The 15,349-nt window shown below is 72.3% G+C and carries 17 protein-coding genes; 8 read left to right on the plus strand and 9 right to left on the minus strand.

From position 1 onward, the window contains the following. Positions 1 to 5: 5 nt before the first annotated feature. From ACIOC0_RS38470 to ACIOC0_RS38480, 3 genes are all read right to left on the minus strand, one after another. The gene (locus tag ACIOC0_RS38470) at positions 6 to 791 is read right to left on the minus strand and encodes a group II truncated hemoglobin (protein ID WP_402161457.1); all 786 of its coding nucleotides are present in this window, start codon (positions 789 to 791) and stop codon (positions 6 to 8) included. A 178-nt stretch (positions 792 to 969) separates the two neighbouring features. After that, positions 970 to 2,232, minus strand: a complete 1,263-nt coding sequence (locus ACIOC0_RS38475) for an Ig-like domain-containing protein (RefSeq protein WP_207228802.1) — start codon at positions 2,230 to 2,232, stop codon at positions 970 to 972. Between the two features lie 250 nt (positions 2,233 to 2,482). Continuing rightward, positions 2,483 to 2,854, minus strand: coding sequence for a hypothetical protein (locus ACIOC0_RS38480; protein WP_402161460.1), 372 nt, complete (start codon positions 2,852 to 2,854; stop codon positions 2,483 to 2,485). A gap of 110 nt (positions 2,855 to 2,964) precedes the next feature. Here ACIOC0_RS38480 and ACIOC0_RS38485 point away from each other — a divergent pair, with 110 nt between their 5' ends. Both ACIOC0_RS38485 and ACIOC0_RS38490 read left to right on the plus strand, forming a co-directional pair. Beyond that, positions 2,965 to 3,354 (plus strand): LPXTG cell wall anchor domain-containing protein, encoded by a 390-nt coding sequence (locus tag ACIOC0_RS38485; RefSeq protein ID WP_402161463.1) that lies wholly within the window; start codon positions 2,965 to 2,967, stop codon positions 3,352 to 3,354. 53 nt (positions 3,355 to 3,407) lie between these two features. Further along, the gene (locus ACIOC0_RS38490; RefSeq protein WP_402161466.1) at positions 3,408 to 4,202 is read left to right on the plus strand and encodes a hypothetical protein; all 795 of its coding nucleotides are present in this window, start codon (positions 3,408 to 3,410) and stop codon (positions 4,200 to 4,202) included. A gap of 68 nt (positions 4,203 to 4,270) precedes the next feature. On the opposite strand, the gene hutH is transcribed toward ACIOC0_RS38490, so the two are convergent. The 3 genes from hutH to ACIOC0_RS38505 form a co-directional block, all read right to left on the minus strand. After that, positions 4,271 to 5,809, minus strand: coding sequence for a histidine ammonia-lyase (hutH, locus tag ACIOC0_RS38495; protein ID WP_351097892.1), 1,539 nt, complete (start codon positions 5,807 to 5,809; stop codon positions 4,271 to 4,273). 114 nt (positions 5,810 to 5,923) lie between these two features. Then, positions 5,924 to 7,066, minus strand: coding sequence for a diguanylate cyclase domain-containing protein (locus ACIOC0_RS38500; RefSeq protein ID WP_402161468.1), 1,143 nt, complete (start codon positions 7,064 to 7,066; stop codon positions 5,924 to 5,926). A 144-nt stretch (positions 7,067 to 7,210) separates the two neighbouring features. Continuing rightward, positions 7,211 to 8,011 carry an enoyl-CoA hydratase/isomerase family protein gene (locus ACIOC0_RS38505; protein WP_402161471.1) on the minus strand — a complete coding sequence of 267 codons (801 nt, stop codon included), beginning with the start codon at positions 8,009 to 8,011 and terminating at the stop codon, positions 7,211 to 7,213. A gap of 232 nt (positions 8,012 to 8,243) precedes the next feature. On the opposite strand from ACIOC0_RS38505, the gene ACIOC0_RS38510 reads away from it, so the two are divergent. Then, the gene (locus tag ACIOC0_RS38510; RefSeq protein WP_402161474.1) at positions 8,244 to 8,981 is read left to right on the plus strand and encodes a hypothetical protein; all 738 of its coding nucleotides are present in this window, start codon (positions 8,244 to 8,246) and stop codon (positions 8,979 to 8,981) included. 6 nt (positions 8,982 to 8,987) lie between these two features. On the opposite strand, the gene ACIOC0_RS38515 is transcribed toward ACIOC0_RS38510, so the two are convergent. After that, positions 8,988 to 10,154 (minus strand): adenylate/guanylate cyclase domain-containing protein, encoded by a 1,167-nt coding sequence (locus ACIOC0_RS38515; RefSeq protein WP_402161477.1) that lies wholly within the window; start codon positions 10,152 to 10,154, stop codon positions 8,988 to 8,990. Between the two features lie 398 nt (positions 10,155 to 10,552). Beyond that, entirely contained in the window at positions 10,553 to 11,413 is an 861-nt protein-coding gene (locus tag ACIOC0_RS38520) for a biotin--[acetyl-CoA-carboxylase] ligase (protein WP_402161479.1), read from the minus strand. A gap of 110 nt (positions 11,414 to 11,523) precedes the next feature. On the opposite strand from ACIOC0_RS38520, the gene ACIOC0_RS38525 reads away from it, so the two are divergent. The 4 genes from ACIOC0_RS38525 (at position 11,524) to ACIOC0_RS38540 (ending at position 14,255) form a co-directional block, all read left to right on the plus strand. Then, positions 11,524 to 13,143, plus strand: coding sequence for an acyl-CoA carboxylase subunit beta (locus ACIOC0_RS38525; RefSeq protein ID WP_402161482.1), 1,620 nt, complete (start codon positions 11,524 to 11,526; stop codon positions 13,141 to 13,143). Positions 13,144 to 13,152: 9 nt separating this feature from the next. Beyond that, positions 13,153 to 13,362, plus strand: a complete 210-nt coding sequence (locus ACIOC0_RS38530; RefSeq protein WP_130441418.1) for an acyl-CoA carboxylase epsilon subunit — start codon at positions 13,153 to 13,155, stop codon at positions 13,360 to 13,362. A 109-nt stretch (positions 13,363 to 13,471) separates the two neighbouring features. Next, positions 13,472 to 13,600: a morphogenic membrane protein MmpB gene (gene mmpB, locus ACIOC0_RS38535; protein WP_278044759.1), complete on the plus strand. Its 129-nt coding sequence runs from the start codon at positions 13,472 to 13,474 to the stop codon at positions 13,598 to 13,600. Positions 13,601 to 13,640: 40 nt separating this feature from the next. Beyond that, a complete protein-coding gene (locus tag ACIOC0_RS38540) occupies positions 13,641 to 14,255 on the plus strand; it encodes a Maf family protein (RefSeq protein WP_402161485.1) in 615 nt (204 codons plus the stop codon). On the opposite strand, the gene ACIOC0_RS38545 is transcribed toward ACIOC0_RS38540, so the two are convergent. Next, positions 14,227 to 14,847: a hypothetical protein gene (locus tag ACIOC0_RS38545; protein ID WP_402161487.1), complete on the minus strand. Its 621-nt coding sequence runs from the start codon at positions 14,845 to 14,847 to the stop codon at positions 14,227 to 14,229. The genes ACIOC0_RS38540 and ACIOC0_RS38545 overlap by 29 nt on opposite strands. Before the next feature lie 368 nt (positions 14,848 to 15,215). On the opposite strand from ACIOC0_RS38545, the gene ACIOC0_RS38550 reads away from it, so the two are divergent. Further along, a partial coding sequence (locus tag ACIOC0_RS38550) for a biotin carboxylase N-terminal domain-containing protein (protein WP_311593543.1) occupies positions 15,216 to 15,349 on the plus strand: 134 nt, incomplete at its 3' end.

Consider the following 15,349-nt stretch of genomic DNA (forward strand, 5'->3'; position numbering starts at 1 on the left):
GAGCGTCAGCCCTGGTACGGCGGGGCAGCGCCCCAGCCCCACTTCGGCACCGGCTGCTCGGCCGGCGGTTTGGCGTCCGGCCCCGAGAAGTGCACGGCCAGGCGCGTGCCCCACTCGACGTACGCCAGGAACGCCGAGCGGAACTCCGCGTCCGTGGGGAGGCCCGCCTCGTCCGCCGCGTCCTGGATCAGGTTCACCCAGCGGCGCCGCTGGGGCTCGGTGATGTCGCGGCCGAAGTGCTTGGCGACCATGTGGCTGTGGCCGCCCCGCGTCGCGGAGTAGGTCTGCGGGCCGCCGAAGACCTCCGCCAGCCAGAGGGCGACGTGCTCGGCGTGCTCGGGGGCCAGGCCCGAGAAGGCGGGGGCGAGGAGGTCGTCGTCGAGCACCTTGGCGTAGAAGGCCTCCGTCAGGCGGGTGAAGGCCTCCGCGCCGCCCGCCCACGCGTACAGGGTGGGTTCGGCGGAGCCCCGGCCGCGCACCGAGGTGGGCTTGTAGTGCCGCATCTCCTCGATGTGCCCGACGTACGGGCGGATCTCGGCGAGGAAGGCGGGGAACAGGTCCGAGGTGCGGAAGCCTTCGAGGTGGTCCGCCGTGGACGTCCAGGTGATCCGCAGCACGAAGTGGGCGAAGTCCTCCTCGCAGCGCGTGAGTTCGTAGTCGACGCAGTGGGGGGAGGCTGCGAGGAGGGGGGCGGCGCGGTGGTAGGCGGCGAGGAAGTCGGCGGAGTGTTCCTCGGGAATGCGGTACCGGATGTACTCGATGACCTTGCTGACTGTCTCTGCTGCCGTCATGGGCCTACGCAAGCACGAACGGCCGCTGGAGGCTCGTCTTCCGGCGGGGCGTTCGCTCAGCGCTCAGCGAACGCGGCGGGCGGAGCGCTCAGGGGGGCTGGGGAGGCTGCCGCGAAGACGCCGATGCCGCCCCCGGGACGGGGACGGCATCGGGGAGGCGTGACTCAGCGCGGGCGGCTCAGGCGGCCGAACCCGCCTTCCACTGGGCCCAGTCCATGTTCCAGCCGTTGAGGCCGTTGTCCGGGGACACCGTCTTGTCGCCGGTGTTCTGGACGACCACGACGTCGCCGACCATGGAGTTGTTGTAGAACCACGCGCCGGGCGTGCTGCTGTCGTTGGCGCCCTTGGCGTCGGAGAGGCCGACGCAGCCGTGGCTCGTGTTCACGGAGCCGAAGATGGACTTCGCACCCCAGTAGTTGCCGTGCACGAAGGTGCCCGAGGTGGTCAGGCGCATGGCGTGCGGCACGTCCTTGATGTCGTACTCGCCCTTGCCGTCGTCGTCGGTGAAGCCGACCGACGCGCCGTTCATCCGGGTCTCCTTGAACTTCTCGGAGATCACCATCTGGCCCTCGTACGTCTTGTTCTCGGGCGAGCCGGCGGAGATCGGGATGGTGCGCACGGTCTTGCCGTTCCGCGTGACCTTCATCTGCTTGGTCTTCGCGTCGACGTAGGTGACCTGGTTGCGGCCGATCTTGAAGGTGACCGTCTTCTGCTGGACGCCGTAGACGCCCTTGGCGCCCTGGACGCCGTCGAGCGCGAGCTTCAGCGTGACGGTGGAGTTCTCCTTCCAGTACTCGTCCGGCCGGCAGTCCATGCGGGTGGTGCTGAACCAGTGGCAGGCGATCTCCTGGCCGCCGGTGGAGTTGACCGTGATGCCCTTCTGGACGGCGGCCTTGTCGGTGATCTCCTTGTTGAAGTTGATCGACACCGGCATGCCCACGCCGACGGTGGAGCCGTCCTCCGGCGTGAAGTTGGCTATGAAGCTGTTGGCCGGGGAGACCGTGGTGAAGGACGCGTTCTCGTGGGCCTCACGGCCGTCGGAGTCCTTCGCGGTCGCCGCGAGCTTGTAGGTGGTCGAACGCTCCAGCTGCCCGCTCGGCTTCCAGCTGGTCTTGTCGGCGGACAGTTCGCCCTTCACGGCGGTGCCGTCGGCGGCGGTCATCGTCACCGTGGTGAGCGTGCCCTTGCTCACCGTGACGGTCGCCGACTTGTTGATGGAGGCGTTGTTGGAGCCGTCCGCAGGCGTGATCTTGATCTGGGCCTCGGATGCCTTCTCGGCCGCCGCCTCGTCGGCTTTCGCCTGCGAGGAACTGCCCTTGTCGTCCGAGGCGCTGCTGTCGCCGCTCGAACACGCAGAGAGCACCAGAACACCGCCGAGCAGTGCGGACGCGGTCGCCAGACCCCTGCGCCGCCTACTGTTCGTCATCACACGCTTCTCCATCGTTGCCGATTCCCGTGACCCCGTGAGTCCCCGTCGAGAGTCCTCGTCAAGGGCTTCAACGCTACGACCCGTTCTCCCCGTTCCACTTCCGTGGAATGTGTGGGCCACACCACGTCCACTCGGTGGTGCGGGCCGCCTCGCGGCGGAAGGTCCGCCGGCATTCGTGGTGCGGATGTCGTCAGCGCGTCCCTTGAGACGAGGAAACCCCGGGCGGCGGTTGCCGCCCGGGGCCACGAGTTTCCCAAGACGCTCAGCCGATGCGCGAATCGCCGCCGCCATCACCGCCGTCGTCCTTGCCGTCGGCGCCGTCCTCGAACTCGTCGTCGATGTCCCAGTCGGGCGCGTCCGGGTCGTAGGCGACGGGTTCGCTGGACCAGGAGGCCTGTTGGAGTTCCACTCCGGGGACGTCGCCGACCAGGTCGAAGGGGTCGACGAGGTAGGCGAGGGCCTCGGCGGTGTCCTCCCGCACGGTGCTCTCGGCGTGCGCGCGCTCGCTCTCCGGCATCTCGGGATCCTCGGCGACCCGTCGCAGTGCGGCCTCGGTCACCGCGTCCGCATCGTCGATTTCCAGCACGAGTTCCACACGAAGCCGGACATATCGTGACGTCTCTTCAGTGTTCATGCACCGGAGCGTACGGCTCCGCCCTCCGGCAACTTTCCCACGACCCGCGCCTTTCACTAGCATCGGCCCACACGGCCAATTCGCCAGCGCCACAAGGGGATCGATATTCCGTGTCATCCGCTCGCCGTCCGTTGCTGACCGCCACCGCCGCGGGGACCCTGTTGGGCGCCCTGTGGTTCGTCCCGAACGCCAACGCGACGCCGGACGACCAGGCGAGAACGGCAGTGACGACACACGTCACCACGCAGGCGCGGGCCGTCTCGGCGCCGTCCCACACGTCGGCCGCGTCCCACGCCTCCAATGCGTCCGACACGACCGCCGGCGACGCCGCCGCCGCATCCGACGCGACCTCGGACGTCGCCACGACCGCCGACGGCGCCCGCCTCGCCGACACCGGCAGCTTCGACACCACGCCCTACGTGATAGGCGGGACCGCCCTGCTCGCCCTGGGGGCGGCTTTCGTGGCGTACTCGGTGCGGCGGGAGCGGCTCGGCTTCTGAGTCGCTTTTGGATCAACTTGACGCTTACATGACCCAACGTTCATAGTCCGCCCATGAAGAGATCATCGGGGGCGCGGCTGTGCGCCGTGACCGTCGCGGGCGCACTGTCGCTCGCCCTCATCACGGGCTGTTCTGACGACGGTTCGAAGAAGGACGACGCCAAGGGCGCCGCGGGGACCGCCGCGAGCACTCCCGCGTCGTCGGCGCCGGCCGCCAAGGCCCTGGCCAAGGCCGAGCTGGAGAAGCTGCTGCTGACGCAGGGTGAGATCAAGGGCTACAAGGTGGACTCGGGGGACGCCACCCTGCCGAAGTCCAAGAGCGTCGTGAAGGTCGACAAGGCGGAGTGCGCGCCGCTCGCCTACGCCATGGCCGCGCTGCCGCCGGGTGAGACGGACGCCGGTGCGAGCAACACCGTGGCCGAGGACAAGGCGGCGAGCCCGTCCGCCTCGAAGGACGCTGTCAGCAGCCTCGAGGACGCGTTCGACATCGCCACGACCTTCGTGGGCCTCTCCTCCTACGACGGCGACGGCGCGCAGAAGGCGTTCAAGGCGGTGTCCGACGGCATCGCCGCCTGCTCCGGCGGGTTCGGCATCACCGCCGACGGCGAGAAGCAGAAGATCACCAAGGTCACCGCCGGGAAGGCGTCCGCCGCCGCCGACGAGTCCACGGCGTTCACCGCCGTGGCCGACATGGACGGGGAGGGCACGGCCAAGTTCAACGTGGAGGTGGCGCGCAAGGGCGGCGTCGTCGCCACGTTCTACGCGATCAACTTCAGCGCGATGTCGAAGGGCGGGGAGTCCAAGGTCCCGGCCCCGGTGATCCAGGCGCAGGTCGCCAAGCTCAAGTAGTTCCTCTCACGCATCGGGGCCCTGCCGGCGGACGAACCCGGCAGGGCCCCGAGCCGTTTCCGCGCCGGCTACCGCAGCGGCCCCGTGACCGTCTCCACCGCCGCGACGAGCCGTCCGCCGCGCACGAAGGCGTCCGCCGCCGCGAGGTCGGGGGCGAGGAACCGGTCCGGGCCCGGGCCCTGGACGCCCGCAGCGCGCACCGCCTCGACGACCGCCCGCGTGGCCGGCGCGGGGGTGAGTCCCTCGCGCAGTTCGACGGCGCGGGTGGCGGCGTAGAGCTCGACGGCGATGACGCGCGCGAGGTTGTCGACGGCCGTGCGCAGCTTGCGGGCGGCCGACCAGCCCATGGAGACGTGGTCCTCCTGCATCGCGGAGGACGGGATCGAGTCGGCGGACGCCGGTACGGCGAGCCGCTTCATCTCGCTGACCAGCGCGGCCTGCGTGTACTGGGCGATCATCAGCCCGGAGTCGACGCCGGCGTCGTCGGCGAGGAACGGCGGCAGGCCGTGGCTGCGGTTCTTGTCCAGCAGCCGGTCGGTGCGGCGCTCGGCGATGGAGGCGAGGTCGGCGGCGGCGATGGCGAGGAAGTCGAGGACGTAGGCCACGGGCGCACCGTGGAAGTTGCCGTTGGACTCCACGCGCCCGTCCGGCAGCACGACGGGGTTGTCGACGGCCGAGGCGAGTTCCCGCTCGGCGACCAGGCGTGCGTGCGCCATGGTGTCGCGTCCGGCGCCGGCGACCTGGGGCGCGCAGCGCACGGAGTAGGCGTCCTGGACGCGGGGCGCGTCGTCCTGGTGGTGCCCGGTGAGTTCCGAACCCTTCAGCACGGCCAGCATGTTGGCGGCGCTGGCGCCCTGGCCCGGGTGCGGGCGGATGGCGTGCAGCTCGGGCGCGAGGACCTTGTCGGTGCCGAGCAGGGCCTCCAGGCTGAGCGCGGCGGTGACGTCGGCGGACTTGTAGAGGGTGTCCAGGTCGTCCAGGGCCATGATCAGCATGCCGAGCATGCCGTCGGTGCCGTTGAGGAGGGCGAGCCCCTCCTTCTCGCGCAGTTCGACGGGGGCGATGCCGTGCGCGGCGAGGAGTTCGCCGGCGGGGCGGACGACGCCGTCCGCGTCCTCGGCGTCCCCCTCGCCCATGAGCGTCAGGGCACAGTGCGAGAGCGGGGCGAGGTCGCCGGAGCAGCCGAGGGAGCCGTACTCGTGGACGACGGGGGTGATGCCGGCGTTCAGCAGGTCGGCCATGGCCTGCGCGACCTCGGGCCGTACGCCGGTGTGCCCGGAGCAGACGGTCTTGAGCCGCAGGAACATCAGGGCCCGCACCACCTCGCGCTCCACGCGCGGCCCCATGCCGGCGGCGTGCGAGCGGACGATGTTGCGCTGGAGCTGTGCGCGCAGCTCCTGGCTGATGTGCCGGGTGGCGAGGGCGCCGAAACCGGTGGAGACGCCGTAGACGGGCTCGGGCTTGGCCGCCAGGGCGTCCACGATCCCGCGCGCCGCGGCGAGGGCGGCGACCGCCTCCTCGGACAGCTCGACCCGCGCGCCGCCCCGCGCCACGGCGAGCACGTCGGACGCGGTGACGCCGGACGTCCCCACCACCACAGTATGCATATCCATATTCAGGAGCGTACGCAGTGAAGACGAAGATGTCACCAGGCGGTCGCCGCGCTCCTCGCCGCCGGTCGCAGCGACCGGCCACGGCGACCGGTCGCGTCACCGCCGGCGTCACGGCCGCCCGCGGAAGCTGCGGCGTTCGGCGGCCGGGCCGCGCGGCGGCTCGTCGGCGAGGCGCACGACGGGGTCGTCGGGTCCCTCCCGGCCCGCGACGACCGGACGGGAGGCCCGGACGGCCTTCGCCCGGTACTGGGCGGCGTCCGCGAGCCGGAACAGGCGGCGGGCGGAGCGCACGGGGCCGATCGGGTCGCCGGTGGAGGCGACGCCGCAGGCCACGCCCTCCCCCAGCTCCAGTTCGGCGGCCCGCCGGCACAGCTCGCCGGCGACCTTCACCATGTCGTCGGCGGACGGGCCGACCGCCAGCAGACAGAACTCGTCCCCGCCGAGCCGCGCGGCGATCGCTCCGGGCAGCATCGCCCCGCACAGCGACAGCACCGAGCCGAACCGTTCCAGCAGGCGGTCGCCGACGGCGTGCCCGAGGGTGTCGTTGACGCGCTTGAGCCCGTTGAGGTCGCAGACCGCGAGGCTGACGACCTCCCCGCCGGCCCGGTGCCGCTCGACGGCCTCCTCCAGCCGTACGTCGACCGCGCGGCGGTTGGCCAGACCGGTGAGGGCGTCGGTGAAGGCGAGCCGGCGGGCCTCCTCCAGCCGCTCGGTCTGCGCGATACCGGCGGCGACCACGGCGGCCAGGACGGTGGCGAAGTCGGCGTCCGCGCGCTCGAAGGCAGGGGCTCCGGCCGGCCGGGCCACGTACAGCTCGCCCCAGGCGAGGCCGTGCAGCACGATCGGCGCGACGACGCAGGAGCCCCGGCCCCGGCGGCGCAGGGCGGCCACCCGCTGGTGGCAGTACCCGGGCCGGCCGGCGGCGGCGCCCTCGGCCGTCTCCACCCAGGCGTTGGGCTCGCCGCCGGACACCCAGCGTTCGTGCAGGAACTCGGTGATCTCGGGGAACTGGTGCACCGGGTAGGCCTCGCCCTCCGGGAACTCCTCCTCGTCCGGGGCCAGCTCCCCCACGTTCACGAGGACGCGCAGCCGTCCGAGGTCCCGCTCCCACACCGACAGTGCGGCGAACCCGCCGGACAGCGCCCGGCACGCGCCGAGCGCCGCCGCCCGCCACGACTGCCTGGGCGACCGTGCGGCGGCCATCCCCTGAGCGAGCGCCACCACAGCCGCGAGCCGTCCGTCATCACCCATCACCCCAGGCTAGGGACATTCCCCACCAAACGCCGCGCTCAGCCCCGGTGGCCGGGGCCGGCCCGGCGGATCATGCCGCAGCCGGGGGCTCGGCGCCGACAAGCCGCCTTTGCATCCCTGCGGCTTGTCGGCGCCGGCCAGGCCCTACTCCCCCGGCCAGTGCGGCGTCCGCTTCTCGTTGAACGCCGCCACCCCCTCCGCGCGGTCACCGGAGAACGCCACCGCGCGCCACGCCGCGTCCTCGACCTCCAGTCCCGCCCGCAGGTCCAGCCCCTGCCCCAGCCGCAACGCCCGCTTGGCCGCCCGCAGCCCCACCGGCGAGTTCGCCGCGATCCGGGCCGCCAGCGCCAGCGCCTCCTCGCGGTCCCGCCCCGCCTCCACCAGGACGTCCACCAGCCCGAGCTCACTCGCCTCGGCCGCCTCGACCCGCCGCGCCGTGAAGATCATTTCGGCCGCCCGGGCCGCCCCCACCCGCCGGGGCAGCAACTGCGTCCCCCCGCCTCCCGGGATCACCCCGACCGACACCTCCGGCAGCCCCACCACAGCCGTACGGTCGGCCACGATCACGTCGCACGCCAACGCCAGCTCGAACCCGCCCCCCAGCGCGAACCCGTGCACCGCCGCGACCGTCGGCACCGGCAGCTCCAGCACCCCGGTGTATGCGCCCCGCGCCACCGGCCGCTGCCGTACGAGCTCCGCGTCGGTCAGCGAGTTCCGCTCCTTCAGGTCGGCCCCGACGCAGAAGGCCCGCTCGTGCATCGAGGTCACCACGACCACCCGTACGTCCCGGTCCCCGCCCAGCGCTGCGCAGGCCGCGCCGATGGACCGGGCCATCTCGCTCGACACTGCGTTCATGGCCTTCGGCCGGTCGAGGGCCAGCTCCGCGACATGCCCGTCCTCGTGCCGCCGCACCAGCACGAACTCCCCGAACCGTTCCTCGCTCATGACACCCTCCGGTTAACGCGGGTTAACAACTCCAGCTCGCCCGATCATCGCAGCCGCGCCCCGCCGGGGAAAGGGCCGGCCGCGTCCGACGCCGCCCGTCACCCCCTCTTGTCGACGGCCGGTTACCCGTTCGGGTGACATCCCGCCCGACTCTCCCCACACCACCCACGGGAGCGCATAACGTGCGTGCGCCACGGCGCATCGGGGGCGCACAGACGGGGGAGGCAACGCGATGGCGACGACACCGGTGAAGACGCACACCGAAACGTACGGAAGACCGCACGAACGGCGGACGGCGACCGGGGCCGGCACCGGCACCGGAACCGCGGACAGGACGGCGGAGCCGGTGGAGCACGTCCGCCTCTGGCCCCCGCGGGCCCGCGGCCGGCACCGCCGCCCCCGGCCCCGCAAGGTCCTGCTCGTCGCCGGCGGCCTCGCCCTCGCCGCCGGCGCGCTGAGCCTCGTACGGCTGACGCCCGACTCGCCCGTGCCCGGCATCGGCACGGCGGAGGCCGAACCGCGCCTGGAGCCCACCGCGGAGTCGACGGACGCGCCGTCCACGGCGACCCCGTCCGTCCCGGAGGCGCACCCGACGGCGCCCGCGCCCATGGGCGGCGGGCCGTCCGCGACGCCGGCCCCCGGCACGAGCCCCGCCGCCACCGGGTCCGCCGCCCCGGCCCTCACCCGGGGCGCCCCCTACGCGTCCTCGCGTCCGGCGACGACCCCGAGGCGCCCCGGACCGACCGGGTCCGCAGCGGACACCGCCCCGGAGACGCCGGGGACACCCGACGCGCCAGAGGCACAGGAGCCTGCGGAACGTCCGGAACCACCCCGGTCGACGGCCGCCCCGGTGCCGCCCGAGCCCGCACCCGCGCCCGGCACGGCGGCCCCCGTGCCGCAGCGGCCGGACCGCCCCGGGCTGTGCGTACCGGTCATCGGCCTCTGCGTGGACCCGCTCCTGGGCCGGTAGCCGCGCTCACCCCCCGACGGCGCGCCGGGTGAGCAGCCAGGGCTCGACCACGCCGAGCCCTCGCACCGGCCGCTGCCACATCGGCTGGAGGGCGAACCGGTAGGCGGGCGGCTCCTCGCCCTCCTTCTCGGCGGCCGCCGCCTCCTCGGCCGCCTGTGCCTCGGACGCGGGCGCGTCGCCGGTGCGGATCAGCTCCTCGGCGAAGGCGCTGTCGACCAGGACGGCGTCCCGCGGCGCTATCGACGTCAGCCGCGAGGCCAGGTTGACGGTCGTCCCGAACACATCGCCCATCCGGGTGGTCACCGTGCCGAACGCCATGCCGACCCGCAGCTCGGGCATCGTCTCGTCGTTGCTCATGGTCTCCACCAGCAGCAACGCGATGTCGGCGGCGGTGCCCGCGTCGTCGGCGGCGTACAGGACCTCGTCGCCGAGGGTCTTGATGAGCCGGCCGCCGCGAGCGGCCACCAGGTCGGCGGCGGTCGTCTCGAAGGCCTCGACGAGCTCGCCGAGTTCCTCCTCCTCCATGCGCCGCGTCAGCCGCGTGAACCCGACGAGGTCGGCGAAGCCGACGGCGAGCCGCCGGTCGACCATCTCCTCGTCGTCGGCGGCCTGCACGACCCGGCCCGCCGAGGCGGCGAGCTGGCGGCGCCAGACGTAGACGAGGAACTCCTCCAGCTCGGGCAGGAGCAGCTCGACGATGGGATACGTGACCTCGGTGCGGGTCATCCCCGGCTCGGGCGGCTCGGTGAGCCCCTCCAGGAAGGAGTCGATCTGCCACTCCGCCAGACGGGCGGTCGTCTGGCCCGTGGACCGCGCGACCTGCACCGCCATGGCCTCGCTCAACAGGCCCGCCTCCACGAGACCGGCGAGGCGGCGCAGGGCCAGGACGTCGGCCTCGGTGAGCGCCTTGGCCTGCCCTATGTCGGCGAAGCCCATCGCCCGCCAGAAACGGGACGCCAGCTCCATGGAGACACCGGCGCTGCGGGCCGCCTGGAACGGGGTGTAGCGGCGCTCCGCGCCCAGGATGAGCTGCTCCAGGCGCAGGGCGAGCGGGTCGTCGCCCGGCTCGGGGGCCAGGGGGTCCCCCCGCTCGGACGAGGCCGAGAGTGGAGGAGGGTCAACCCGGCCGTCCACGCCCTCGCCCTCGCCGGAGCCCGTGTCGTCGACGGTCACGCGTGCTGCCCTTCCGATCTACCGCGGTCAGGTATCGACCGGCCTCAACTCTACGGCAGCTGTGCGCTAGCTCACTCACTCCGTGGGGTTGGACCGATCCTTGAGTCGAGGCGCCTTTCTTTGTGTACGGGGTTGGTGCGGTCCTTGTTCGGCCACCGGGGTGGGGGATCTCTTGGTTGCCGGGTGCGGGCTGTGGGGGTTGATCGCGCAGTTCCCCGCGCCCCTTGGTGGGTGCAGTCACCCTGGACCCATCTCGCCCACGCGGCGGAGCCGCACGGCTCACAGCCCCGCGCCCCTTGGCCGGTCGCGCCCACGCGGCGGAGCCGCACGTGTCACAGCCCTGCGCCCCTTGGGCGGGTGCCGTCACCCTGCGGCCGGTCGCGCCCACAGGGCTGGTCTCACGCCGGCCTCAGGTGGACGATGTCTCCTGCTCCCACCGGTTCGCGGGTGCCTGTGTCCGTGGTGATCACCAGTCTGCCGTCGCCGTCGATCGCCGTCGCCTTGCCGGTGAGCTGGCGGTCGCCGGGGAGTTCCGCGCGGACCGTGCGGCCCAGCGTGGCGCAGCCCGCCGCGTACGCCTCCTGGAGGCCGCTGACGGCCGGGTCGCCGTCGGCCGCGCGCCAGCGGGTGTACCAGTCCTCCAGGGTGCGCAGCACGGACCGCAGCAGGGTGTCGCGGTCGGTGCTCACCGCGTCGGCGAGGACCAGGGAGCCCGCCTGCGGCACGGGCAGTTCACCGGACCGGAGCGTGACGTTGATCCCCACGCCGACGACGACGCCGTCCTCGCCCGCGCGCTCGGCGAGGATGCCGCCGGCCTTGCGTTCCTCGCCGCCGACGGTCACCAGCAGGTCGTTCGGCCACTTGAGTGCCGTGTCCACGCCGGCCGCGCGGGAGAGTCCGGAGGCGACCGCGACGCCCGTCAGCAGGGGCAGCCAGCCCCAGCGGCCGACCGGGATCTGCGCGGGGCGCAGCAGGACGGAGAAGAAGAGGCCCGAGCGGGGCGGCGCGGACCACTGGCGGTCCAGGCGGCCGCGGCCCGCGGTCTGCTCCTCGGCGACGAGCACGCTCCCCTCGTCCGCCTTCCCGGCGGCTGCGAGCGCGACGAGGTCGGAGTTGGTGGAGCCGGTGCGCGGCACCACGTCCACCGCGGTCCACAGGCCCCCCTCCCGGACGAGCCCGCGCCGCAGCGCGGCGGCGTTGAGCGGCGGGCGGTCGAGGTCGGACCAGCGGCTGGCGTCTGCTGCATCTCGCGGCGTCATGCAAGCCACCCTAGGTGTGTGAAACGCCGCACTGCCGATCGGTTGACCCAGCACTACTCTACGGATGAGTAACCGTCCCCCCTTTTGAGCAGGCAGGGAGCCGCATCCCGATGTCCGAGCCGGAAGAGCGCCAAGAGATCCACGGGAACCCGGGGATCGACATCCACACGACCGCGGGCAAGCTCGCCGACCTGCAGCGCCGCGTCCAGGAAGCGACGCACGCCGGCTCCGAGCGCGCCGTCGAGAAGCAGCATGCCAAGGGCAAGCTGACGGCCCGTGAGCGCATCGAACTCCTCCTGGACGAGGGGTCGTTCGTCGAGCTGGACGAGTTCGCCCGGCACCGCTCCACCAACTTCGGGCTGGATCAGAACCGCCCCTACGGGGACGGCGTCGTCACCGGTTACGGAACCGTCGACGGCCGCCCGGTGGCCGTGTTCTCCCAGGACTTCACCGTCTTCGGCGGCGCCCTGGGCGAGGTCTACGGCCAGAAGATCGTCAAGGTGATGGACTTCGCGCTGAAGACCGGCTGCCCGGTCATCGGCATCAACGACTCCGGCGGCGCCCGCATCCAGGAGGGCGTGGCCTCGCTCGGCGCGTACGGCGAGATCTTCCGCCGCAACACCCACGCGAGCGGCGTCATCCCGCAGATCAGCCTGGTCGTCGGGCCGTGCGCGGGCGGCGCGGTGTACTCGCCCGCGATCACCGACTTCACGGTGATGGTCGACCAGACCTCGCACATGTTCATCACCGGGCCGGACGTCATCAAGACGGTCACCGGCGAGGACGTCGGCTTCGAGGAGCTGGGCGGCGCCCGCACCCACAACTCCACGTCGGGCGTGGCCCATCACATGGCGGGCGACGAGAAGGACGCCGTCGAGTACGTCAAGCAGCTGCTGTCGTACCTGCCGTCGAACAACCTCAGCGAGGCCCCGGCGTTCCCGGAGGAGGCGGACCTCTCCGTCAACGACGAGGACCTGGAGCTGGATTCGCTGGTCCCGGACAGCGCCAACCAGCCGTACGACATGCACACGGTGATCGAACACGTCCTGGACGACGCCGAGTTCTTCGAGACGCAGCCGCTGTTCGCGCCGAACATCCTCACCGGTTTCGGGCGGGTGGAGGGCCATCCGGTCGGCATCGTCGCCAACCAGCCGATGCAGTTCGCGGGTTGCCTGGACATCAAGGCGAGCGAGAAGGCCGCGCGTTTCGTGCGCACCTGTGACGCCTTCAACGTCCCGGTGCTCACCTTCGTCGACGTGCCGGGCTTCCTGCCGGGCGTCGACCAGGAGCACGACGGCATCATCCGCCGCGGCGCCAAGCTGATCTACGCGTACGCGGAGGCGACCGTCCCGCTGATCACCGTCATCACCCGCAAGGCCTTCGGCGGGGCGTACGACGTCATGGGCTCCAAGCACCTCGGCGCCGACCTCAACCTGGCCTGGCCGACCGCCCAGATCGCCGTGATGGGCGCGCAGGGCGCGGTCAACATCCTGCACCGCCGCACCATCGCGGAGGCGGAGGCCGCCGGGGACGGCGACGCGACGCGGGCCCGGCTGATCCAGGAGTACGAGGACGCCCTCCTCAACCCCTATGTCGCCGCCGAACGCGGATACATCGACGCGGTGATCATGCCGTCGGACACCCGCCGGCACGTCGTGCGCGGGCTGCGTCAACTGCGTACCAAGCGGGAATCCCTGCCTCCGAAGAAGCACGGCAACATCCCCCTGTAAGGAGCCGCTGTGATCAAGGTCGTTCGAGGCAATCCGACCCCGGAGGAGCTGGCCGCCGCCCTGGCGGTGGTCCGCGCCCGCGCCGCGGCGGCAGCGGCCGAGCCGTCCGGCGCGGACCTCGCCCCCAGGGACGCGTGGTCCGACCCGTCCCGGATAGCGGCCCGTCGGGTCCCGCAACCGGGCCAGGCGTCCTGGGCCCGCACGTACTGGCCGAGCTGAGAGCAGATTTTTCAGGGGCGCGGGGACCGCGCACGGGAGGGTCCGCGGGGCGCCGATTTGAGTACCCGTACTCAGGCACCCTCCACTGGCCGAGCCCCACGCTAGTGGAATGCTGTGGTCCGATCCGAAGAACGAGCCGCCCGACGAACTCCGCGCCATGCAGGAGACGCTGAGGCGGCTCGGTCTCTTCCTCGCGGTGGCCATGCTGGTGGCGCTGCTGGTGCTGGCCCTCGGGTGAGGCGGCCGAGGGCCCGGCGCCGGCCGATACGCTTGACCGCATGACCGATCAGCCGCGCCGCCTCGTCCTCGCCTCCCAGTCCCCCGCCCGGCTGGGCCTGCTGCGGCAGGCGGGACTCGCTCCCGAGGTGATCGTGAGCGGGGTGGACGAGGACGCCGTCACCGCCCCCACCCCGGCCGAGCTGGCGCTCGCCCTGGCCGAGGCGAAGGCCTCCGTGGTGGCCGCGAAGCCCGAGGTCAAGGGCGCGCTGGTGATCGGCTGCGACTCGGTCCTCGACCTGGACGGCCAGGCGCTGGGCAAGCCGGCGGACGCCGAGGAGGCCACCGCCCGCTGGAAGGCGATGCGCGGCCGCGCGGGCACGCTCCAGACCGGTCACTGCGTCTACGACACCGCCGCCGAACGCTACACCTCGGCCGTGGCCTCCACGGTCGTCCACTTCGGCGAGCCGACGGACGAGGAGATCGCCGCCTACGTCGCCTCGGGCGAGCCGCTGCACGTCGCCGGCGCCTTCACCCTCGACGGCCGCTCGGCGCCCTTCATCAACGGCATCGACGGCGACCACGGCAATGTGATCGGCATCAGCCTGCCCCTCGTCCGGCGACTGCTGGCCGAGCTGGGCGTGGGCATCACGGAGCTGTGGTCACCAGCGCGGTGACCGCAGGGCCGCCGCCGGAGGGGCCGGTACCCGAGAGGCCTTGCCCCGGGCGACCGGCGCCCTTGGGTCCGTCATCCGGCGAACCGACGTTCGACGGACCGTGCCCGGACGGAGGGACGTCCGTCGGGCCGTCCCCCGGCGGGCCGGCGTCCGAGGGTGCGGTGGGCGCCGGTTCGGCGGCGGACGGGCCCTCCTGGCGGTCGTAGCCCATCAGGAGCAGGACGATCAGCCCGAGCACGACCATCATCAAGGCGAACGCCGACCGGCCCACCAGGCCCCAGCTGAAGGCGCCCAGCAGGCCGTGCACCACGGCGGCGCTGATCAGCAGGATGCGGCCGAGGCCGGCCGGCGGGCGGTCGCGGACCAGCACCAGCAGGGCGACCACCCCGCACAGGACGAAGTACAGGCCGAAGACGATCCCGCCGATCTTCGACGAGGTCGACATCACGTCAGGGTCCAGCCCCGCGAGGGACATGTGCTGACGGTCGACGACGATGCCGAGGAACCAGTTCAGGGCCGCCACGCCGAGCGCCTCGGCGAACAGCACCAGCGTCACCACCGCAGCCACCGGCCTGCGCACCACCGACCCCACCCACTTTCGACCCGGCCCCGAGCGGGGCCCTCGTTACTCCAAGTACGTGCGTTCGTGACATCGCGAACGCTACTAACGGGTAAACCGCGGGACAAGGGTTCCGCGGGCGGCAAAGAATCGTTGGGCCATTCGTAGGGACTCCACAAAGAAACGGAGTGGGCCGCAGCACGTGCTCACAGAGACCTTGGCCACAATGGAGGGCTAGGGTTTCCGGGAGGAGTGCTGCGTACGGCGGTACTACAAGGGATTTCGCGGTCGAGTGAGCCTCGCATCACGCTCCGTGTGGGCAAGCTCACCTCTGGGGACGGGTCGAAGAGGCGTGTCGGCTGTCCCTAAACTCGGCTTGTTTCAAGGAGGGAGCCTCAATCGTGCGCAAGGTGCTCATCGCCAACCGTGGCGAAATCGCAGTCCGCGTGGCCCGGGCGTGCCGGGATGCCGGTATCGCGAGCGTGGCCGTCTACGCGGACCCGGACCGGGACGCTCTGCATGTCCGCGCCGCGGA

The organism is Streptomyces sp. NPDC088254, from assembly GCF_044740925.1.
GTDB lineage: Bacteria > Actinomycetota > Actinomycetes > Streptomycetales > Streptomycetaceae > Streptomyces.

Bases quoted from the DNA above. Each gene is read 5' to 3' on its own strand.
- ACIOC0_RS38470 (WP_402161457.1), bottom strand. From the start codon at position 791: ATGACGGCAGCAGAGACAGTCAGCAAGGTCATCGAGTACATCCGGTAC.
- ACIOC0_RS38475 (WP_207228802.1), bottom strand. From the start codon at position 2,232: ATGGAGAAGCGTGTGATGACGAACAGTAGGCGGCGCAGGGGTCTGGCG.
- ACIOC0_RS38480 (WP_402161460.1), bottom strand. From the start codon at position 2,854: ATGAACACTGAAGAGACGTCACGATATGTCCGGCTTCGTGTGGAACTC.
- ACIOC0_RS38490 (WP_402161466.1), top strand. From the start codon at position 3,408: ATGAAGAGATCATCGGGGGCGCGGCTGTGCGCCGTGACCGTCGCGGGC.
- hutH (WP_351097892.1), bottom strand. From the start codon at position 5,809: ATGCATACTGTGGTGGTGGGGACGTCCGGCGTCACCGCGTCCGACGTG.
- ACIOC0_RS38500 (WP_402161468.1), bottom strand. From the start codon at position 7,066: ATGGGTGATGACGGACGGCTCGCGGCTGTGGTGGCGCTCGCTCAGGGG.
- ACIOC0_RS38505 (WP_402161471.1), bottom strand. From the start codon at position 8,011: ATGAGCGAGGAACGGTTCGGGGAGTTCGTGCTGGTGCGGCGGCACGAG.
- ACIOC0_RS38510 (WP_402161474.1), top strand. From the start codon at position 8,244: ATGGCGACGACACCGGTGAAGACGCACACCGAAACGTACGGAAGACCG.
- ACIOC0_RS38520 (WP_402161479.1), bottom strand. From the start codon at position 11,413: ATGACGCCGCGAGATGCAGCAGACGCCAGCCGCTGGTCCGACCTCGAC.
- ACIOC0_RS38525 (WP_402161482.1), top strand. From the start codon at position 11,524: ATGTCCGAGCCGGAAGAGCGCCAAGAGATCCACGGGAACCCGGGGATC.
- mmpB (WP_278044759.1), top strand. From the start codon at position 13,472: ATGCTGTGGTCCGATCCGAAGAACGAGCCGCCCGACGAACTCCGCGCC.
- ACIOC0_RS38540 (WP_402161485.1), top strand. From the start codon at position 13,641: ATGACCGATCAGCCGCGCCGCCTCGTCCTCGCCTCCCAGTCCCCCGCC.